The 20,982-nt window shown below is 46.2% G+C and carries 14 protein-coding genes; 6 read left to right on the top strand and 8 right to left on the bottom strand.

Annotated features, from left to right (window positions below):
* Nucleotides 1-2 precede the first annotated feature (2 nt).
* Nucleotides 3-995, bottom strand: a complete 993-nt coding sequence (locus tag GC093_RS15910; RefSeq protein WP_376768658.1) for a TRM11 family SAM-dependent methyltransferase — start codon at nt 993-995, stop codon at nt 3-5.
* A 131-nt stretch (nt 996-1,126) separates the two neighbouring features.
* Here GC093_RS15910 and GC093_RS15905 point away from each other — a divergent pair, with 131 nt between their 5' ends.
* Entirely contained in the window at nt 1,127-1,405 is a 279-nt protein-coding gene (locus GC093_RS15905; protein WP_171652877.1) for a hypothetical protein, read from the top strand.
* A 191-nt stretch (nt 1,406-1,596) separates the two neighbouring features.
* Nucleotides 1,597-4,221, top strand: coding sequence for an SLC13 family permease (locus GC093_RS15900; RefSeq protein ID WP_171652876.1), 2,625 nt, complete (start codon nt 1,597-1,599; stop codon nt 4,219-4,221).
* 143 nt (nt 4,222-4,364) lie between these two features.
* Here GC093_RS15900 and GC093_RS15895 read toward each other — a convergent pair whose 3' ends face one another.
* Nucleotides 4,365-5,336 carry an acetylxylan esterase gene (locus GC093_RS15895; RefSeq protein WP_171652875.1) on the bottom strand — a complete coding sequence of 324 codons (972 nt, stop codon included), beginning with the start codon at nt 5,334-5,336 and terminating at the stop codon, nt 4,365-4,367.
* A gap of 561 nt (nt 5,337-5,897) precedes the next feature.
* Here GC093_RS15895 and GC093_RS15890 point away from each other — a divergent pair.
* From GC093_RS15890 to GC093_RS15875, 4 genes are all read left to right on the top strand, one after another.
* Nucleotides 5,898-6,938 carry an HD-GYP domain-containing protein gene (locus tag GC093_RS15890; RefSeq protein WP_171652874.1) on the top strand — a complete coding sequence of 347 codons (1,041 nt, stop codon included), beginning with the start codon at nt 5,898-5,900 and terminating at the stop codon, nt 6,936-6,938.
* A gap of 27 nt (nt 6,939-6,965) precedes the next feature.
* Complete coding sequence (locus GC093_RS15885) at nt 6,966-7,517, top strand: heme NO-binding domain-containing protein (RefSeq protein WP_171652873.1); 552 nt, start codon at nt 6,966-6,968, stop codon at nt 7,515-7,517.
* Nucleotides 7,517-9,214, top strand: a complete 1,698-nt coding sequence (locus GC093_RS15880; RefSeq protein ID WP_171652872.1) for a response regulator — start codon at nt 7,517-7,519, stop codon at nt 9,212-9,214. The genes GC093_RS15885 and GC093_RS15880 overlap by 1 nt, the downstream gene beginning before the upstream one ends.
* A gap of 103 nt (nt 9,215-9,317) precedes the next feature.
* Entirely contained in the window at nt 9,318-9,680 is a 363-nt protein-coding gene (locus GC093_RS15875; protein WP_171652871.1) for a response regulator, read from the top strand.
* A gap of 94 nt (nt 9,681-9,774) precedes the next feature.
* On the opposite strand, the gene GC093_RS15870 is transcribed toward GC093_RS15875, so the two are convergent.
* The 6 genes from GC093_RS15870 to GC093_RS15845 form a co-directional block, all read right to left on the bottom strand.
* Nucleotides 9,775-15,192, bottom strand: coding sequence for a glycerophosphodiester phosphodiesterase family protein (locus tag GC093_RS15870; protein ID WP_171652870.1), 5,418 nt, complete (start codon nt 15,190-15,192; stop codon nt 9,775-9,777).
* A 234-nt stretch (nt 15,193-15,426) separates the two neighbouring features.
* Nucleotides 15,427-16,239: a carbohydrate ABC transporter permease gene (locus GC093_RS15865; RefSeq protein WP_171652869.1), complete on the bottom strand. Its 813-nt coding sequence runs from the start codon at nt 16,237-16,239 to the stop codon at nt 15,427-15,429.
* Nucleotides 16,240-16,259: 20 nt separating this feature from the next.
* Entirely contained in the window at nt 16,260-17,192 is a 933-nt protein-coding gene (locus GC093_RS15860) for a carbohydrate ABC transporter permease (protein WP_246314509.1), read from the bottom strand.
* Nucleotides 17,193-17,358: 166 nt separating this feature from the next.
* Nucleotides 17,359-18,672, bottom strand: a complete 1,314-nt coding sequence (locus GC093_RS15855) for an ABC transporter substrate-binding protein (protein WP_171652868.1) — start codon at nt 18,670-18,672, stop codon at nt 17,359-17,361.
* A gap of 397 nt (nt 18,673-19,069) precedes the next feature.
* The gene (locus GC093_RS15850; RefSeq protein ID WP_171652867.1) at nt 19,070-20,110 is read right to left on the bottom strand and encodes an LLM class flavin-dependent oxidoreductase; all 1,041 of its coding nucleotides are present in this window, start codon (nt 20,108-20,110) and stop codon (nt 19,070-19,072) included.
* A gap of 26 nt (nt 20,111-20,136) precedes the next feature.
* Nucleotides 20,137-20,856: a 3-ketoacyl-ACP reductase gene (locus GC093_RS15845; protein ID WP_171652866.1), complete on the bottom strand. Its 720-nt coding sequence runs from the start codon at nt 20,854-20,856 to the stop codon at nt 20,137-20,139.
* Nucleotides 20,857-20,982 lie beyond the last annotated feature (126 nt).

Here is a 20,982-nt window from a genome sequence, read left to right as displayed (position 1 = left end):
CATCATGTACAAACGAGAATTTGCCGGGAGAATAACCCCTTCTTGGCAACACCGCGGTCTGCAATTGTAAGTCCGGCATTTGCAATCATTTCATCAATCGATTCAATCGTAATAACGATTACCTTGCTTGCAATGCGGCGAGCATGCTGGAGAATTGAGAATTGCTCCTCGGGTGTGGTCGTAGAAAATAGATTGTAGGGCATATCAATAATCGCTACATCGTAGCTTGCTGTGATATCCGAGATGTCTCCCAAAGTAACATTGCCTTCAAATCCAAAGTGAGCGATGTTCTCCCGTGCCCCGCGGGCAATAAAAGGGTTGATATCGCGACCAACGATGTCGATCCCCATGGAGAGTGCTTCTACCAGCACAGTTCCTATCCCGCAGCAGGGGTCAATCGCTTTGACTCCTAATGGATCAGGCACGGCAATATTGGCAGCGGCTCTGGCTACACGGGTACTAAGGGCAATGGAATAATTGCGGGGCTTTTTCATGTGATGAAGCCATACGGCCTTATTTCTCATATAGTTACCGAAATACCATCGCCCACCCAAGGCGATTATGCCAAACACATGGTCCGGTTTATGGATATCGGCTTCCCCTTCAATGTGCATGCCAATTTCCCGCTCAATCGCACGCCGCTCATCGTACTCTATTTTATCAGCAGGCTCCAAATCATTAATTTTAACGAAAATGACTTTAAACGTTGCTTCAAACATCTGTATATGCGATACTTGTTCCAAAATATGTGGCAGACTGTCTCCGTGATATAAGACTTCGATCCGTTCTTTAATAAATGGACTGCGATCAGGCTCTATCTGGATGGTGCTTTTTAAGATGTTAGCTTGAGCTTGCTTTCCAAAAAAAGAGCGGGTTTCTAATTGACATAAGGAGAGCTCGTCCTCACGACACGCATAAGTATATATAAATGCTGGCAGTTGATTATCATTTTCCAATCTAGTCACGTCCTTTAGAGGTTGTTCAAAAAGCCCCATTTGAGCTCTCATTTATAGTATCCGATTTATCAACCCTAACCATATCCGTAAAAGTATAAAAAAGCAAAAGAAACGTTAACGGTAAGTTATGTTACAATGGCAGTACGATCACAACTAGGAGATGAATACAAATGAGTGAACAAATCAATGTGCAGGAGCTTGTCCAATACATAGCAAGTAAAACTAATGTTGCAGCGCCAAGTATACAGCTTGTTTTAAAGCATGAAGAGGCATTTATCAACAATGCAAAGACAGATGCCAAGGGTGAGGTAGATATTGATAGTGACGAGCTGGTTGATTATGTCGTGAGCCGGTCTGATGTTAAATTGGACGAGCTGACCGTTGAGCAAATTCTCGACGCAGAGATGGACTACTTGATGGAAAAAGGACTTGCAGGCTACATAGATTAATAGATAAATAAATGAGCAAGCTGGCGCATGATCCCGCTAAATGGGGTTGTGCGTTTTTTTATGAGTAAAAGAGGCTTTTTTACCGGGATTTACCTAGTTATTGGGATTATTCTTATAAGTTTCTGCTTACAAATCTTGGTTTGTTTTGTACAATGAATCCATATCTCTTTATTAAAAAAGGACACTATTAAATGAAAATAACAGATATAGAGATGTTCAAGGGTCTCTCTAATATTATGCTGGCGAAGCTTCTAGGAAGGCTGGATAGGCAGCATCTTCCTCAAGGTGAGACCTTGTTCGAGCAAGGCGATCCCGGCGATAGCATGTATATTATTGAAAGAGGGACCATAGAGCTCTTCTTCCAAAACAATGAGACCAGACAGTCTCTTGCTTACCTAAATGAAGGGGATAGTATAGGGGAGATGGCCCTACTGACGGGAGAGGTTAGGTCGGCTTCGGCAGTAGCTACGGCTGATTCGGTATTGCTGGAGATAGATAGGGAAATCTTCGACCAGCTGACTTCGGAGCATCCGTCGATTTCTACTTATTTTATCCGACTGCTTTCACAGAGGCTGATCATGACCAATGATCGTTTGCAAGCCTCCAAGGAAACGAAGTCACAGTGGATTTTGCATGAATTGGAACAGCTGCCAGACAGGCTCGTTCACTTTATCTTATGGTGCAGCCAGATACCGATAATCAGCCCAATGTTGGTCGAGCATACCTTCCAGCTTTCCGTATCTGAGGAGTTAAAGGGATCTCCTGTACTTACGAGGTTCCTATCCTATGACTTTCAAGAGCGAGAGTGGTTCAGCGTAAAGTCGGCGTTCAAGTCAGCACTTTCGGAAATGGCTACCGCGCAATACGGCTACAGCAAAAGAGACCAGTGGGTGAAGGAGGCTGCCGCCCTCTATAGAGGCTGCGGTGATTGGCATGCCTTAATTGCGCTATACGCGGAGGAGGAAGACTGGGAGAAGGTTCATGATGCTATTAGGCATACCGTCGAGAACACGCTATCCGATCGTCAGGAGGAAGAAATTTTCCGATTGCTTAGACGTTATTCCGAGGCTATGAGGATGGGTTCGCGCTATGCTTCGTTGGAAACCTATGTTCAATTATGCTTGAAGTATGCGCCAGAGTCGGGGATTGCTGTTGTGGAAGAAGTGTTGAAGCAAGATGAATCTGTGTTTACCTCCGGGCAGCTCCTATCCGTCTACGAATGGGGCGCAGAATTAAGCCGCTTGCTTCATAATAAACAATCGGCGCTTATCTATTTGCAAAGGGCCGAGGCTATTGCTCGATCCCTGTCGGAGAATACTTCAGCCGAACAGGATGACGACCGGGTCGTTCAGCTTGCCCAACAAAAGCTAACCATTAGAAAAAGTCAGTTTTTCGCAGAACGGGCAAGTCGGCTAATTAAGCCCAGCCAATGGTCAAGAGGGTTGGCGGTGGTTGCGGCTTTGGTAGCGATCCTTATCTTTTACTACATTCCGCCTATTGCTGGCTTATCCCACAATGGAATGGTATTTATAGGTATTGGGATCGCTGCGGTCGTTCTATGGATCGTCAACATAATACCGGACTACATCGTTGCCCTAGGCATGGTTATGCTGTGGGTATTAGGTGGTTTAGTCAGCTCAGAGGTTGCGTTATCGGGCTTCGCTTCGACGACATGGCTGTATATGATTTTTATTATGGCGCTCAGTGCGGTTATTACGAAATCAGGCATCTTATATCGGCTTTCCTTGCATGCGCTCAAACGGTTTCCCCCCCATTACCGGGGGCAGCTGTGGGGGATTATTGTAGGCGGTATCGTTCTTAATCCCTTGATCCCATCCTCTTCAGCCAAAGTATCGCTAGGAGTCCCCATTGCCCAGACCCTTTCAGAATCTATGGGGTTCAAGGAAAGAAGCCATGGCGCTGCGGGGCTGGGGCTTGCCGCTATGATCTTTTACGGGTTTACAGCTCCCTTTGTGTTAACAGGATCTTATACCAATGTTATGGCCTACGGCCTTGTCTCGTCAGATAAGCCTATCACCTGGATAGAATGGGCGCTGTACGCCTTTCCTGCTTTTATAGTTTTTGCTGCAATTATGGTTACCGTATTATCGGTTATGTTTCGGCGAACGCCATCGGTTAAGCAGGTTTCCGCCAAAGTTCTTGATGAGCAGCTGCGGCTGTTGGGGGCTTTATCCAGAGAGGAGCGTATTTCCGTATGCACGGTGCTTGGCTGTATTGTGCTTATGATCCTTCAGCCCTTACATGGAATTGACAGTACGTGGGTTATGCTGTTAGGTTTCTCAGTTCTCGTCATATGCGGAGTATTGGATCGGCAGACGCTTACGACAGGTATTGATTGGACATTCTTGTTGTTCCTCGGGGTTGCATTTAGCTTTGCTAATGCGGCTAAGGAGCTAGGTATTGTGGAGTCGTTAACCGGATTCCTCAATACTCATATGTCTGTATTTCTTTCCTCACCCAGTATTTTTCTAACGGCAGTTGTGGTGCTGTGTTTCGTGGTGACCCTTATTGTTAGAGATGATCCGGCGGTCATACTTCTGGTTACCGCGCTGCTCCCACTAGCGGAGACGGTGGGAATCCATCCGTGGATCTTAGTTTTTATCATTTTGTTATCGACGGATCCCTTTTTCTTCAGTTATCAATCACCAACCTATTTGACGGCCTACTACAGCTCGGAAGAAAAGGCCTTCAGCCATCGTCAAGGTCAAATTGTTGCTATCGGATACGCGGCTGCTGTGTGGCTGGTTGCAGTCGGTTGTATCCCCTATTGGAAATGGTTGGGGTTGATTCACTAGTGGGAATAGCTGTGGGTACGGTTGCGGAGAACAGGCGAAGGGCGAATTGGCCGCCCTTACTGCCAAGAGTTTGAGGCAAGCTCGGAGGTGATCCTACCGAATTGCGTGGATGAGCGATAAGGTCGAGGTGACTAAGACTTGCTCTAGTTTAAGGAGAATCGAGTCAACACATAATCCAACATAAGACGATTGTGATGAGAGACGACTTCATGACCGGAGAAAGGGTAGGTATGAATAACCTTATCACTTGTTATTCGGTTGTAGGCAGCATACACCGTTTCGGGGAGGCATACGGTATCCTTCAAACCGACAGATAGCATAGCAGGTATGCGGATGCGCTCTCCCAGATTCAAGATGTCGAAGTAGCTGAGCGTCTCTAAAATCGGCTCCAGCTTGTCTGGGTAACGCGCGACGAAGGCAGCCGCCTCTGTAAGAGAACCGGTGGAGTTCAATAAACCGTGGTCCATATGGCACATGTTGGGAATATTCGCTATAGCAAGCGCGGGCTTATCACTTAAGGCGGCCGTGATCAGGACTAATCCCCCACCTTGGCTGTTGCCGACAATGGCAATCCGGGAGGTGTCGATCTCCGGCTGTGCATACACCCAATCCACAGCTTTAATGCTGTCGATAGTAATGGCTTTATAGTAGCAGGTATCCTTATCCAGAATTCCTTGTGACATCCAACCCTTTGTCATACCGTAGGCTTGTGGCAGCAGATTGCCCGTTTCCCCGCCTTGACCCCGAACATCGACTGCAAATACGGCGATACCCATCAGCAGCCATTGACTGTAATCCTCTGGATATCCACTGCTTCCGGTATAGCCATGGTAGATAACTACACATGGTAAGTTCTGCTGAGGGACAAATTTAGGAAGCAGGTACCAGCCTTTGATCGGAGTATTATCGAAGCCCTCATAGCTTACTCTGTAAGCGTCAACAAAAGCTTGTGGTCCAAGGATCTTCTCCCTTGAATCATTCAATGGCTTGGAGCTGAATCGGCTTAAAGTTTGTTCCCAATAGCTCGATAAATCCTCTCTAGCGGTCAAGGGAGGATTTAATTTCTTCAGATCCTCAATTTTCTTCTGAATAGCGTTTGGATAGTTAGGATTCATTCTGAGTGCTCCTTCAACTGTATGGATTAAGAGGAATTACTTTCTAGAGTCCAGCATTCTTACGATGGTAGCAGCCGCTTCGGTTCGAGCTATCAGTGTTGTCGGCGCATATTTGTTCCAAGTAACGAAAGAGATGTAAGCGTTGCCGTATGTTGCTGTGTGTTACCCTATGTTACCTTTACCGAACATGGTACCATGCTCTCCAACCTTGAGGGATAGAGAGGCTTTATTCACGGACACGTTTCTTCCATCAACAATTGTATCAGATGAGTTGGTGATCGTCACCTTGCATTGGCACGGAAGCGCCATCCGTTGATCTTGCAGTGATGGTCACAGTGCCGGGTGAAACGGCGATGATGTGGCTCTAGCTGTTAACAGAAGCCACATTCGGATTGCAGCTCCAAGATATGCCCCGAATGTACATAGCGAGCTTCAGTCGTTTTGCAGAAATTGTATTTGATATTAATATTTCTGTTAGTTTATTGATAATAATTGACAATAAACTTAACCTATAGCAAAATTTAACTATCCGTTATGATAGATTAGATTGGGGTTTTAAATATGGATGGAACTTGGTCAAAACTTGCAAAATTTCTGATTGTAGATGATCAGGAATATAACATAACTTTACTAGATCGAATTCTGCGCCGAGCTGGGTTTTCTAACTTACATAGTACTATGAACTCACAGGAGATTGAACCGCTTTTTCAAGAGATTGCACCCGATATCATATTGCTAGATTTACATATGCCGGGGATGGATGGGTTCGAGGCGTTAAAACGATTGAGGGAAATGGATAAAGCCGGAAGCTATTTGCCGATTCTTGTGCTAACTGCTGATGTAACGCCGGAGGCTAAGAAGAAAGCGCTTCAAGAAGGCGCTAATGACTTTCTAACCAAGCCGTTTGATAAAACAGAGGTTATTCTGCGCATTAACAATTTGCTGAAAACACGACACCTTCATTTACAACTGCAGCATCAAAATGAGCATCTGGAGGAAAGGGTGCGCGAACGAACGGCCGACCTGGAGAAGGCACAAGTTGAAATTTTACATCTGCTAGGACGTACCTCAGAGTTCCGCGATGATATGACGGGGCAGCATACGAATAGGGTTGGAGAAATGGCAGGAATGATTGCCCAAACTATGGATCTTCCCGAGCAAGAGGTTGAATTGATTCGCCGTGCCGCGCCGTTGCATGACCTAGGTAAGATCGGTATCCCCGATGAAATTCTACTGAAGCCGGGTCGGTTTACCCCAGAAGAATTTGAATATATGAAATCACATACTTCGATTGGTGCTAGCATTTTGGAAGGAAGCCTGTTTCCGGTGTTGAAGGTTGCAGAAGAGATTGCTCTGGCGCATCACGAGAAGTGGGACGGTACCGGTTACCCGAAGGGTTTGAAGGGTGAGGAAATTCCTTTTGCTGCACGTATCGTGGCTCTTGCTGATTTTTTCGATGCATTGACACATGAGCGACCTTATAAAAGAGCTTGGACTGTAAGCGAAGCACTCTCTGAAATTGATAACCAGCGGGGGTTGCATTTTGATCCTCAGGTTGTGGACGCATTCAAAAGCATCGTGCAAAAGATGGGTGTTTCATAAATAAATTAGTGAGGGAGGGTGCTTTTAATGAAAGGAATCGTATTTACGGCATTTATTGAAATGGTTGAAAGTAAGTTTTCATTACAAATTGCGGATCAAATTATCGAAGCTTCCAATTTGCCATCCGGTGGCAGCTACACGGCGGTTGGAACGTATGACCATAATGAAATAATCCGACTTGTTGTTCAGTTGAGCGGACAGACGGGTATTCCGGTTGCTGATTTGGTTCGGGCCTTTGGAGAATATTTGTTCGGACAGCTTGTTGAGTTGTATCCGCAATTTGTGGATTCGGAGCTTACGATATTTGAGTTTTTGCAAAAAATTGACGGTTATATTCATGTTGAAGTACGCAAATTGTACCCGGATGCAGAGCTGCCAGGATTCGAATGCGATACGTCGATCCCAAGAACGCTGAAAATGATATACCGCTCCTCGCGTCCATTCGCTGATTTGGCTGAGGGGTTGATTCTCGGATGTATTAGCCATTACGGTGAAAACGTCGATGTTAAACGTGAGGATTTTACGGACAGTACTGGAGCGGCGACACTTTTTATTCTGACCCATCAGGAGTCCATATAATGACCGAGCTGGACGTCCTCCGAAGGCATTTGGAAAGAGAGAAAGCAGCTCGCAAAGAAGCGGAAAAAATCGCCGAGCTGAAGACACGAGAAATTTTTTATATCAATCAGGAATTGGTGCAGTTGAACGACCACTTGGAAGAAATGGTCAAGGGGCGAACGGCCGAGCTTGCGAAGACTCGCGATGAAGCTATCGAAGCGAATATGATCAAAAGCCAGTTTCTAGCCAACATGAGCCATGAGCTGAGAACACCCCTGAATGCGATTATCGGATACAGTGAAATGCTTAAAGAAGAAGCCGAAGATATGGGTGAGCCCGTATTTGTCGATGATCTGCAAAAAATAAATAAAGCAGGCAAGCATTTGCTTGCACTTATTAATGATATCTTGGATATTTCCAAAATTGAAGCCGGCAAAATGGACCTGTATCTTGAAGCCTGCAATGTACCGGAGTTAATTCAGGATGTACTCACAACAGTGCAGCCTCTGGTGGAAGCGAACAGCAACCGGATCGAGGTTTCCTACATCGAAGGTGAAATGCACACGGATGTAACGAAGCTGCGGCAAATCTTATTCAATTTATTAAGTAACGCCAGCAAATTTACTAAAGAAGGAACGATTGGGTTAAGTGTCATTCAGGAAGAACGGGGAGGTCAACCAGGGTTCACATTCAGCTTTGCGGATACAGGGATTGGTATGACGCCGGAGCAAATCGATAAGCTATTCTTGCCATTTACTCAAGCCGATTCATCAACGACACGTAAATATGGAGGCACTGGCCTTGGGCTTACAATTAGTCAGCATTTCTGTACGATATTAGGCGGGAAGATCGAAGTGGATAGTGTATACGGTCAAGGCAGCACTTTTACTTGCTGGCTCCCTGTTCTTGCTGAGAGGGAGAAGGAATCCCACGATGAGTTGCAGGAACGGCCGACGGAGAAAATGGAAGGCGAGGTCACTGTCCTCGTTATTGACGATGAGCCAGCCAATCTGCAGCTGATTGAACGCTATCTTGGCAAAGAAGGCTGGAAGGTGGCGGTTGCAGGAAGCGGCGAGGAAGGGCTTAGATTAGCTAAGAAGCTGCGTCCGAGCGTCATATGCCTGGATATTTTAATGCCGAGTATGGATGGATGGTCGGTCTTGACCGAACTAAAGAATGATCCTGAACTGGCGGAGATTCCGGTCATCATCTTATCATTGACTAATGATAAAAAGATGGGATATGCCCTAGGCGCCTCCGAGTTTATGACGAAACCCATCCATCGTGAGCAATTGATCGCTGTTTTAGGTAAGTATGTTCCTAAAGGAAGTACCAATACAGTGCTTGTTATCGAGGACGATGTGACGACAAGCTTAATGATGACGAAATTGCTGGAGAAGGAAGGCTATACAGCAACTCAGGCCGGAAATGGGCGCATTGCTTTGAAAAGTATAGCAAAGTCAGTACCTAAGCTAATCCTGCTCGATTTAATGATGCCCGAAATGGATGGTTTCCAGTTCGTTTCGGAGCTGCGTAAAAAAGAAGGGTGGCGCACGATTCCAATTGTCGTTGTAACGGCAAAAACGATTACAGCAGAAGATCGTGCTAGGCTGAATGGTTACGTAAAGAAAATTATTCAGAAGGGTGCGTTGGACCGCGCAGCGCTGCTCAAGGAAGTTAGCAGTCTGGTTGCTGATTCCATTGACCGGATCGAATAAACCGACTGAAGCAAGACCCGATGAAATAAGGAACAACACTTAAGCTGCGGCATGAGCGCTAAGGACGTTCAAGAAGCTCAAAGCAGTAAGAAGGAGCACGAGGATGCACAAAATACTTTTGGTGGAAGATAATGAGATGAACCGAGACATGCTTTCCCGGCGCTTGATTCGCAAAGGCTTCGAAGTTATTATAGCTGTCGATGGAGAGCAGGGTGTTGCTATGGCAAGATCAGAGAATCCAGAGCTCATTCTTATGGATTTGAGCCTGCCTGTGCTTGATGGGTGGGAAGCCATTCGGCAGCTCAAGGCGCAATCGGGAACACAAGCGATTCCCATCATTGCTCTGACCGCTCATGCGATGGCAAGTGATAAGGAGCTGGCGTTTCAGGCGGGATGCGATGACTTCGATACGAAGCCCGTCGAACTGGATCGGCTGTTGGGGAAGATACAGGCATTTCTGAAGTAAGAATAAATGTTCCAATCAAAGAAAAAGAACCCTTGAATCTTCTAATCTTCTCAAGGGTTCTTTTTCTTTTAAACATACTTGGTATTCAGACAAGCTAGTTGATAAAGTTCACTTTGTACAAAAGTCGTTTCAAAGTCACTGCGGACTGGGCGCGGGTTGAATAACTATCCATCATGAGAGCTTCTGTCGTCATTCCGTTTATCAAACCGGTATTAACGGCAGCCGCAACCTCTGCTTTTGCCCAAACAATCTTGTCAACATCCTTGTAACGTCCAAGGATCTCGTCTTGTTGGGCTTGGGAGACCTTTACATCCATATTTACGTAGGACAAAGCACGTATAATCATTACCGCTTGTTCTTCACGTGTTATTTCCCGGTTCGGGCGGAAGGTTCCATCCTCATAACCGTTGATCATACCTGCCTCGGTCGCTGCTGCTACATCTCCGGCATACCAAGCCGTTGAGGCGAGATCGCTAAACTCATTCTTTGCCCCGGACGAAGTGCTTAAACTTAATGCGCGGGCAAGCAGCACTGCAAATTCTGCGCGTGTGATATTGCGTTCGCCATCGAACCTGTTGTCGCTGACTCCATCGATTACAAGCTTGTTAGCTAGCAACTCGACATCCGCTTTAGCCCAGTGGTTGGTCATGTCTACAAAGCTCTTATTATTCTCAACCACCGAATACACACTATTGCCATTACGTTGCATGGTTGCTGTAGTCTTACCATCCTTAGCTTCAAAGATAGTGGGGACGAATCGGAGCGTCTTCGTCTCAGGCATATACATTACGCCTGTCGCTCTCAGTGAATCGACAGCCTTGTTCAGCACCAGACTGCGGGAAACATAGGTGGAACCGAAGGTCAGGCGGGCCGATTTACCGTTATTGCTGACCGCCTGAACATCGTACTCTACGGTATCGGCTATTTGCGTACCGCCTGATTTAGCCACGGCATCCCTCACGGCGGCGGCTTCGCTGCCGATCAGCTTTTTGATCGTGATGCTGATCCATAGGTCGTTCAGGATCGTACCCAATTGCCGCTGCAATTCTTCAAGCTTTAGAACGGATAACGGCAGCTGATAAGTAACGTTCTCACTTGTAATCACTAATAATGCACCAGGCTTAAGGACCGCATCAACTAATCCCTCCGCAGGCAGCAGCAGCTTCTCTCCTGCATGATTCACTTCTACTTTGGATGCCGATTGGAAGGCCCCCCTTAATACGTCAACCTCAACCCTGTCGTTGTTCACTACATTAATCACCGCATTACCAGGCTGGCCGTCCTGGCTGCCGACGCTTGGATTCAAGTTGCTTCCGTTAGAGGAACCTCCTGATGGACGATGATCTCTAGGTACAGGCTTTACTTCGATAGATATTGGCTGTGAATAGATGTCGTACTTATTAGCCTCATCAATAGAAGCCGTATAACGCAAAAGGATAGTTGCCGTACCCGGTTTCTTTGCGGTTGCTTTATTTCCGTTCACTTCAATCAAATCTTGACCGTCCAGCATGACAATTTCCGGAGTAATAGCCGTTTTTGTCCCGTTATAGGTTTCGATTTCAGCGGATAATGTAAGGCTTCCACCATTCATCATTTGCTGGTTGGCTTTCTCCGGCTTGATTGCAATTGCCCAATCTGCCGCCCAGAACGCATAATCAGTAGTCAAGCCCCAAGCGCCATACAGAAAAAATTGAATGAAATTCTTTTTATCATTAAAGGTCCAAGGCGATATGATAATACCACGGTGTTTGGAGGCCTCCATAAAGTTTTTGCCTAATCCACTAAAGCTCGTATTTAAAGTAACGTTCAGACTTTGAACCTGTTTCAGCGTTTTCCTCAAGGAGCTGTTCACATTCGATTCGCTGGCAAGCCCGCTTGTCAATAAACCCAAAGGCATTTCAGGCATTAACTCAGCCAACCGCTTCAACTGATTGCCGGAGAATGACATCGTATCCATGACATCTTCCGCATTTTTATCCTTAATTAGCTTGACGTAGGCATCAACGGCTGCCGGATTGTCGGTTTTCATCTCTGACATAACCATTTTGCCTTTTTTCCGGGCAAGGTCAATTTGTTCCTCTAATGTCGGAATTTTTACATCGGGAAATCCCACAGGGAATGGTTTGTTCGCATTCAGCGCCTTTAGCTGGGCCAAGGTGTAATCTTCAATAAAGCCGGTACCATTCGTCGTCCTTTCCAACGCTCCGTCATGGAGAATAACCAAATGTCCGTCCTTGGAGAGGTAGATGTCATTTTCAATGTAATCCGCCCCATAGTCCAGACCCAATTCGTTGCTCTCTATCGTATTCTCCGGTGCTTTCGAAGGCACTCCTCTATGTCCGATCACATAAGGTTTGCGAATCAGAGTTGTATTATTGGAATAAACCTTTAATGCAGTAAATGCCGTGTTCGGCGAGTCGGTTAAGATCCCATCGACTCCGGACGTAATCAATTGATGGAGAGTAACGCTTTTTTCCCTTTGTGCTGCTGCTTCCTTTGCCCAGACCACGATCGTCCGTTTTTGGAGATAAGATACGTTCTCGGGGGAAGCGGCGTTTTGGGGGAGCAGTGCAATCTTCGCCAAGCTGATCGTTGTTTTTCTACGAACGTCAAGCATATCTTCTTTAGTCAAGCTGCCCCTCGTACTGAAATCCACGATACCGCGAATGATCGGGTAAGCGGTTCTGGCTCTTTTGACAAGCTCTCCATTGTCGGAAATAACATCAGCATCCTCTATGCCCTTGTTCTTCAAATATTCGACCAGCTCGTCAACCGTCTGCTCATCCTTCACATAAAAGGCAGGGATCATACGTGTTCCAATGGCGGATAGAACCGAATCCAAACTTCCCATTTCCTTCATACGGGACGGTTCCATTACCTTCAAACCTTCACCGATATGCAAAACAACTGTTGCCGGCAGGGTAGGACCGGTGAGATCGACCAGCTCCTGAGAGCTTTTGAGCTCTGTTGCTATAGATGCGGCCATCGAGATTTTGGTTTCCGGTTCAGTAACTTGAACAAAATGGCCGTTGGATACAGGCGGTAAGGGCTCCTGCTGCAGAGTAACCCGAATATTATCCAGTTTCATGGCGCTGCCGTCGGCTTGAAATCCAATGCGTCCTTTCGTATAAGCTGCTGCTTGATCGGTGTCGATGATCGGTTTGTTATCGATAGATTCCTGTACCCTGGTTCCGTATGCTTTGACGGTATAGCGGTACAGCCTCCCAGCATCGATCACTTCTGTGAATGAACCTGTATCGATGACATTCCAGCCATTGGCAGGGGTTCTCTCGGAAAACTCAACTCCATTAACAGCCGTCGCATCCTTCCTGACAGCCATTTGGTAATAAGGGTAGTCATTGTTCTGAATTCGGTACATGATCGCATTCCATCTTGCATTGTTGTTCACCGTAAGATGAGTTACATCCGCCTCAATCTTGTAGTTGCCGAACAAGCCTAAATAATCGGGGAGCAGCACTCTGGATGGATTATCCGGAGCCGCAGAGGCATTCATTTCGAATGCTCCTGATTTCACTGTTGCTGCACTGGCTGTTGTCCCCTGTTTTCTTGTCCAGCCTTGCGGCAGGGTGCCTTCCGGAATGGCATCAAAATTTTCTTCATAGAGTACATATTCGGCATCACCTGGGTTTTTGACTATGAAAAGTATGGAAACAGCTGCCCCATCCTTTTGCCCAGTAACCGGATAAACCCCTTTTTGCTGAACCTTGAAGGTCCCATTCTCAAAGACAACGGCGCCGCTGCCGGAGGTCCACGATAATTGCCCACCTGGCAGGGTTTGGGATGAAAAGTCATTTAGCTCCGTTTGAAACGACAAGCTATTCAGATCAAGAGGTTGACCCGAGACAGCCAGAGCATAACCTTCATTATGCTTGATCGATACCACCTTAGCCCCAGTCAAGGAAGGGGTTACGGTTACCTCCTGCGACACTTCCGCATTGTAATAAACCGCCTTCACGTTTGCCTTGCCTTGTTTAAGCGGGTACAACTTATTGTTGATGATTTTAACAATGCTTTCGTCTGAGGAATAAAATTTAACACGGTCAAAGGCCGCTACATCCGTTATTCCGTCCGAATAATAGACGCTGCCTGTTACACTTATCGGACCGGTCAAAGCTTCCGCGGTAGTCGGAATCGCTGCATTCAGCCGGTCGGCCGTTATTCTCGTTACTTTTAGGTTATCAAACGATATCTTGCTTTGGTCCGCCTGAAACCCGATTTTCCCTCTTTCAAGTAATTCTGCAGTCAAACTTTTATCTGTCAGCAAAGAATAATTCGTATCGGATTTTGCCTTGATATACTCCTTGACGTTGTTATCGAACACCCTTACTTTCATTGAGTAATAGGAATTTAATGCCAGTGTCTTGCCCCATGTACCGGTCACAGGTACAGACCAACTACCATCTGTTTTTCTGTAGGCAATCTCGTAAGTGCCGTTTTGTCTTACAGCCATCTGATTATACGGCAGCAGCGCGCTGGAAGGCGCACGGAATATCAACGAAGCCCATCTTGCGCTGTTCAGGACGCTTTCAAACCGCAGATCTGCTTCGATGATGTAGTTATCCCATTGGACAGGAGCGAAAATTCGGCTCTGTTTGTTGGTGCCATTCACGTCAACGGATATTCTTCCGTTCCCGTAAGTATCTTTTACAACGGTAAACGAATTGCTTCCCGCGCTTGCATCCGTTTTCCAACCATAAGGAATTTGCCCCGCCGGAATGCCATCGAAATTTTCCTGGAGGAGTATTGTATTTACACTCCCCGGAATCGGATGATCATCCACCAAAGTGATGACTCCATAACCAGCTGTGTTGTTCCAAAATGTCGATTCATTGTAGGCGCTCCAAGCGCTCGATCTATTTTGAGTGGAGTCTGTGCCATAGCGGTCACCGGCAGTAATTTCTAAACCCAGCTGCTTCTTCAATAATGGGTCAAAATTCAGCATGTCCCAAGGCACGGCCATTTCCAGTGTCCAACCTTCTGCTGTCTTATTGATCGCTCTTAAGATCTTCTTTTCGTCTTTGCCGCTATGATTGCTCAGTGCTGCACCGAAATGGAATTCAGGCGTGGTCGTTTCTGGCTGATAAACTAAACCCATCTGCATGTCATCCGCAGCAAAAGGCGCTGATCTGTGCAAGGTAGGATCAACAAAAACATTAATGCTGTCTTGTTCAAACCAATTTCCCGGAGCATTATAGATGGGAGTATCGTCAGCGGCCTTCACACCGATAAAAAGATACTTATTGTCCCACAGCATCCCAAACTTTGTATCCTTAAAAGGGCCATTGCCCGTTTGGACTTGTAAAGTCTGATCAACTGCCCAAAAGGACTCCTCCAACTTTCCGTCAATAACTGGAGCTGCTAGTGTTTTGTTAACGTTTAGTGTTTTTCTGGCTGCATCTGCCGCATAAGCCTGATGTTCATATACATGGAACGGGAGGATACTGCTTAGTAATAGGGCAACTAACCATACATGAAAAAGCTTGGAATACATCTTCAACTGACTTCATTCCCTTCATGTAAACTAGGATTCTTACTAGGTCGAGCGGTTCAGGGCAGGCTCTTGTAACCCTCGTCTCCTTTCCTGAGTATATAAAAACCCTTTATACAGCAAACGACCATATGCACTCCGTTTGTTGTATAAAGGGCTATCTCCACACCTCGTACCCTTATACAATTGAATTTACCAATAGCACCGGTGAACCGGTGGAAACAGCTAAACTCTCTCCTACTTGATGCCGGAATGCATGAAGCTGTCAACAAACTGTCTTTGGAAAATAAAGAACACGGCGAGCAGCGGCAGGATCACCATAAGCGTAGCTGCCGTTACGGTTCCCCACTGGGCTCCCGTTTCGAAGGACTGGGCGAAAATGGCGATTCCTACGGTAAGCGGGCGGGACTCGACAGAGTTCGTTACGACAAGTGGCCACATAAAGTTGCTCCAGTGTGTGCTGATTGATATCAGGGCGAAGGCGATATATGTCGGTTTGGCAGCAGGTAAGTACACGTACCACAGAGTCTGCCACCATCTGCAGCCATCCACTCGGGCCGCTTCGTCCAAATCAAGAGGGATCTGTTTGAACGTCTGGCGCAGCTGGAACACACCGAAGGAAGAAGCCCAATAGGGCAGCATAATCGCCAGTCTGGTATCCACAAGGCCCAGTTCTTTCATAATGGCATAGTTGGGGTAAATCAAAATGTCCGGAGGAATCATAATCTGCGTCAGGAAAATAATGAAAAGGACTCCCGAACCAATGAACCTCAAACGCGCAAATGCGTAGGCGGCCAGAGTGATCGTAAACAGCTGAATCAAAAGAATACCGACAACAATGAAAATCGTATTCCAATAGTATTGAAGAAAGGGAATCGTATTCCATGCATTGATATAATTGATGAAGGTCGGATTCTCAATTGCAAATGGATTCGCCCGCGTGATGATCTCCGCCGAAGGCGTAAAAGATGTGAATACCGTCCACACAAGCGGGATTAAAAAAGCAATGGCCAATACGATGATGAAGGTACGATTGATTACTTGATTCATGGTTATGCTCCTCCTTTCTCCTAGTAGTGGATTTTTTTGTCCAGATAAGCATAGTTAAAGATCGAAACGGTAAGCAAAATAACTAACAGAATCACAGTCAATACGGAGGCTTTTCCCATATCCCAGAAGCTGAATGCGGTTTCATAAATGTGATAAAGCAGTAGGTTGCTGGCGTTATCGGGACCGCCCTTAGTCATAATGTACAGGTGATCGACCAGTTTAAAGGAGTTAGTAACGGCAATGATAAAGACGAACGATGTCGTGGGCATCATCAGAGGAAACGTAATCTTACGGAAGGTCAGAAAAGGACTGGCGCCTTCGATCTTCGCCGCTTCATACACTTCTCGGGGCAAGCTTTGCAGGCCCGCCAGATAAAAGATCATAAAGTACCCGGCTTCCTTCCAAATCACCATCATCATCATGGCGATCATAACCCAATCCGGGCTTCCCAGCCATTTTGGGCCTTCAATACCGAAGACTCCCAAAAACTTATCAAGCAGCCCATAATCCGGTGTGTAAATGAACAGCCACACATTCGCAATGGCGATCATTGGAATAATGGTCGGATAGAAGAATGCCGCTCTCAGCAAGCCGTTCCCCTTCAATTTGTTATTGACCCAAATAGCCATATAGAAAGCCAGAAAAATACTCGTTGGCACCGTGCCTACAGCGAGCAACAGGTTATTTTTGATAACTTTGATGAAAACTTCGTCTTGGAGAACCGATGCATACTGTTCAAAGCCAACAAATGTACTGGCTTCAAAACTGGAGCTGTAAAAGCTTAAATAAATGGATTTAAGGGTTGGATAAAAAGTAAATAAGGCTAGGAAAATCAGAGAAGGGAGCAGCAGCGCATAGGCGAATGCGTTCTCCTTCCAGTTGACCGTTCCTTTCGCTAGAAGCCATCCTTGCCGCTTAATTTTAGCTGTTGTATTAGGCACTCGTTCTGTCATTGAAATCACCCGTTTCCTCACATGGAGAGCTTTTATAACAAGAAGAAGCCACATGATACATTACGCACCCCACTGAAACACAGACAGGGACTTCATAATGCAACCATGGCTTCTCGTCGTCTATAGCCGTAGTTGTCTTCTGAAAAAAACCACAGTTATTGCGATGTTACTTGAAGGCTTTAAGAATCTGATCTGCTTGCTCCTGCGATTTCTGCAATGCTTCCTTTGCAGTCATTTTGCCAAGCAGCGCTGCCTGGATATTATCATTGAAAATTTTAGTGACCTGACCGTTCTGGTACGTGGATAATTCGCTGTCCGCATACTCTAATTGGTCTCTAGCCACTTTTGCCTGGGGGAAGGTTTCAATGTATTTCTTCAACAAATCGGTATTGTAAGCCGCTTTCGTTGTACCGACATAGCCTGTATCGATTGACCACTGCGCTACGCGATCGGGTTTAGTCAGGAACTCGATAAATTTAACGGCTGCTTTTTTGTTTTCTTCCGGTATGTTCTTGAACACATATAAGTTACCGCCGCCGGTTGGTGAACCGAATTTCTTGTTAGCCGGCAGGAAAGCGACACCAAAATTAAACTTCGCATCCGTTTTCACCTTGGTCAAGTTGCCCGTCGTATGGAACATCATTGCTGTTTTGCCACTGATAAAGTCGGAAGGAACCGTTGCCCATTCGATGGCACCGCTTGGCATCACCTTATCCTTAATACCCAAATCCATATATAGCTGTAAAGATTCTTCTACATGAGGTTTATTGAAAAATACCTGTTTGCCGTCATTGGACATAATGTTGTCGCCAGATTGAAGTGAAAGGGCTTGCAACATCCAGTATTGGTATCCGGTGCTTGGAATTTCGAGCCCCCACTGCGTGACTTTATCGGATGCATCCTTTTTCGTTAGCTTTTGCGCGTATTCACGGAGTTGAGTCCAATTCGCAGGTGCTTTTTCAGGATCGAGGCCGGCAGCTTTAAACATGTCTTTGTTGTAGTAAAGCACGATCGTGCTTCGTTGGAAAGGCACACTCCAAATGGTGTTCCCTGATCTAGTGTTACCCAGGAATGACTCGTAAAAGTCTGCGAAATATTCTTTAGAGAACCGAGGCGTTAAATCCTCAATGGCTTTCATCGATATTAAGCTGTACAAGTCGGTGGATAAAAGCACCGCCATATCCGGCGAATTGTTGCCTTGAACGGCTGTCGCCACCTTCGTCATTGTATCTTGGTAGCTACCACCATAAATCGGCTTGATTTTTATGTTAGCGTTTTCTTTTTCAAAGTCTTTAGCTAATTTATCAACAATTTGAGTAATCGGCCCCCCGACTGCTACCGGAAAATAAAACTGGAGTTCCACCGGCTTCCCGCTTTTACCTTCTGCTCCCTTTGGGCTTTCCTTAGGAGCTGTTCCGCCGCCGCTACAAGCCGAAAGTACCAAAATCAACGAAGCCATCAACAACAGTAATTTTTTCATGCAACTTCCCCCTCAACAATTTATTGTGTTCCGTTACTTTCCAGCCTTTCATATCATCAGGAAACGTTTTGCAGGCTAACTCATTGCCGCTAGTGCCGCTCCCTTACTAAAATCGGCAAAATAAAAGAAGCCACCAGCATAAAAACGCTTCCAAAAAGGAAGTATGCAGGTGGCTTCTCATCAAGTCTCTAGCCGATTACATATGATATTTTACTTTATTTTACACATATCCCATCCTGCTGGCAAGGGTTATTTCTCAATCAAAAAACCATTGAGTCGGAACCAAATAGATCCCCCCTCCCGCATACATGCCAACCAGAGAATTGTTCAGTTCTCTGTTAGAGAATCAAGGTATGGCGGGACTAGGGACTTCAATCAGCCAATATGGCTGTAGTTCTCAATTTTCTTTAACAACCTCAGATAGCAATTCATAAGAACGTAATCGAGCTTGATGATCATAAATTTGGGAAGTAACAATAAGTTCGTCAGCTCCGGTTTCATCCAGAACCTTCTGCAGCCTATCCCGAACGGTTGCTTTGTTCCCGGCAATGCCATAGCTTAATTGCTTGCGGACAACAGCTTGCTCCTGAAGGGTCCACAGAGAATCCATGTCATCCACAGGAGGATTCAGAAGACCGGTACGGCCGCGGATAATATTAAGGAAAGCCTGCTCCATCGAGGTAGCTAGCTTGCGACCCTCTTCGTCCGTATCAGATACCACTACATTCACTCCTACCATAACGTAAGGCTTCTCTAGTGCATCCGAAGGACGGAAATTGCTGCGGTACAATTCCAGTGCTGGCAGCAAATAATCTGGAGCGAAATGGCTGGCGAAGGCAAATGGAAGACCGAGCTGGCCAGCTAATTGAGCGCTAAAGCCGCTCGAACCCAACAGCCAGATCGGAATATTCAGACCTTCGCCTGGAACAGCTCGTACTCCTAGTGGACGGCCGCCCAAGGAGGGGTTCAGGTAAGCGCGAAGCTCGCTTAGCATCTCTGGGAAATCATTGCCGTCGCTTCCCAAGCCGCGCCGTAGAGCGCGCATCGCAGGCTGGTCGGAGCCTGGAGCTCTTCCCAGCCCTAGATCAATGCGGCCAGGGTATAACGTTTCTAACGTTCCGAACTGTTCGGCAATGACAAGAGGAGCGTGATTAGGCAGCATGATGCCACCGGAGCCTACACGGATTTTCTCGGTGCCCGCTGCTACATGTCCTATAATGAGAGATGTGGCAGAGCTTGCGATCCCAGGCATATTGTGATGCTCAGCGAGCCAATACCGGTGGTAGCCCCACTTTTCGGCATGGCGTGCAAGGTCCAGTGTATTACGGAAGGAGTCTGCCGCTGTGGCACCCACTACGATAGGGGCAAGATCCAGCACGGATAGAAGAATCTCATGCAATCCTTTACTTGGCTTATTGGCGCTATTGTTTTCCGACATCTTAGATCAGCCTCCTAAAATAATGGTTATTGGGGATTTGTCGTCCATATTCCAGCTGTTTTAATGAAGACACGCTGCGGCAGCTTAAGGGTAGCTAGAATCAATTCCGCTACATCCTCCGATTGCATCATACGATCCTCATCACCTATTTTCAAACCGGCATTTACCGCTAATTCTGTATTAACGGTACTCGGTGTGAGAGCCGTTACACGGATGTTAGATTTTCGAACCTCCTGCATAAGGGATTCCGTTAAGCCTAGAACAGCGAATTTAGAAGCGCAGTAAGCGGATCCGGTAGCGAAGCCTCGTTCTCCAGCGGTTGAAGCGATATTAATGATGGTTCCCTCGTTTTGCTTCAGCATGGTAGGCAGTGCGGCACGAGTGACATAATAGGTTCCCATAAGATTGGTTTGGATGATGCTCTCCCACTGTTCAGGCTCCATATCGACGAGTAAACCAAACTGTGCCACTCCTGCATTGTTAAGCAAAATATCTACGGATCCAAGCTTCTCGATTAGAGTTTTTACTGCCTGGTCTACCTGCGTTTTATTAGAGATATCCGCAGATATGTAATAAACCTTGATTCCATAGGTATCCGTCAATAATGCTTGAAGGGACTCCAAATCGGCACTGTTTCTTGCCACTAATCCCAGGTGTACGCCCTCTTTGGCCAGGGCGATGGCTGTGGCTTTCCCGATACCTTTTCCGGCTCCCGTTATTATGGCCGTTTTATTTTTCAATTCCATTGTTATCTCTCCAATCTGAATTTTATTTTAATCTCGTAGGGCAGCCTTGCTATCTGATTACCCATTTATTAGCACAGTATAGGCTTCCTCAAAAATGGAATGACTAAACAATTAATAAGTCACTAT

The sequence above is a fragment of the Paenibacillus foliorum genome, from assembly GCF_013141765.1.
GTDB classification, from domain to species: Bacteria; Bacillota; Bacilli; order Paenibacillales; family NBRC-103111; genus Paenibacillus_S; species Paenibacillus_S foliorum.
Note: the sequence above shows the minus strand (reverse complement) of the source record. Positions and strands in the feature narration are given on the sequence as shown.

Coding starts and splice junctions, on each gene's coding strand:
- GC093_RS15860 (WP_246314509.1), bottom strand. CDS start 17,192: ATGACAGAACGAGTGCCTAATACAACAGCTAAAATTAAGCGGCAAGGA.
- GC093_RS15900 (WP_171652876.1), top strand. CDS start 1,597: ATGAAAATAACAGATATAGAGATGTTCAAGGGTCTCTCTAATATTATG.
- GC093_RS15855 (WP_171652868.1), bottom strand. CDS start 18,672: ATGAAAAAATTACTGTTGTTGATGGCTTCGTTGATTTTGGTACTTTCG.
- GC093_RS15880 (WP_171652872.1), top strand. CDS start 7,517: ATGACCGAGCTGGACGTCCTCCGAAGGCATTTGGAAAGAGAGAAAGCA.
- GC093_RS15885 (WP_171652873.1), top strand. CDS start 6,966: ATGAAAGGAATCGTATTTACGGCATTTATTGAAATGGTTGAAAGTAAG.
- GC093_RS15895 (WP_171652875.1), bottom strand. CDS start 5,336: ATGAATCCTAACTATCCAAACGCTATTCAGAAGAAAATTGAGGATCTG.
- GC093_RS15845 (WP_171652866.1), bottom strand. CDS start 20,856: ATGGAATTGAAAAATAAAACGGCCATAATAACGGGAGCCGGAAAAGGT.
- GC093_RS15910 (WP_376768658.1), bottom strand. CDS start 995: ATGGGGCTTTTTGAACAACCTCTAAAGGACGTGACTAGATTGGAAAAT.
- GC093_RS15890 (WP_171652874.1), top strand. CDS start 5,898: ATGGATGGAACTTGGTCAAAACTTGCAAAATTTCTGATTGTAGATGAT.
- GC093_RS15875 (WP_171652871.1), top strand. CDS start 9,318: ATGCACAAAATACTTTTGGTGGAAGATAATGAGATGAACCGAGACATG.
- GC093_RS15865 (WP_171652869.1), bottom strand. CDS start 16,239: ATGAATCAAGTAATCAATCGTACCTTCATCATCGTATTGGCCATTGCT.
- GC093_RS15870 (WP_171652870.1), bottom strand. CDS start 15,192: ATGTATTCCAAGCTTTTTCATGTATGGTTAGTTGCCCTATTACTAAGC.
- GC093_RS15850 (WP_171652867.1), bottom strand. CDS start 20,110: ATGTCGGAAAACAATAGCGCCAATAAGCCAAGTAAAGGATTGCATGAG.
- GC093_RS15905 (WP_171652877.1), top strand. CDS start 1,127: ATGAGTGAACAAATCAATGTGCAGGAGCTTGTCCAATACATAGCAAGT.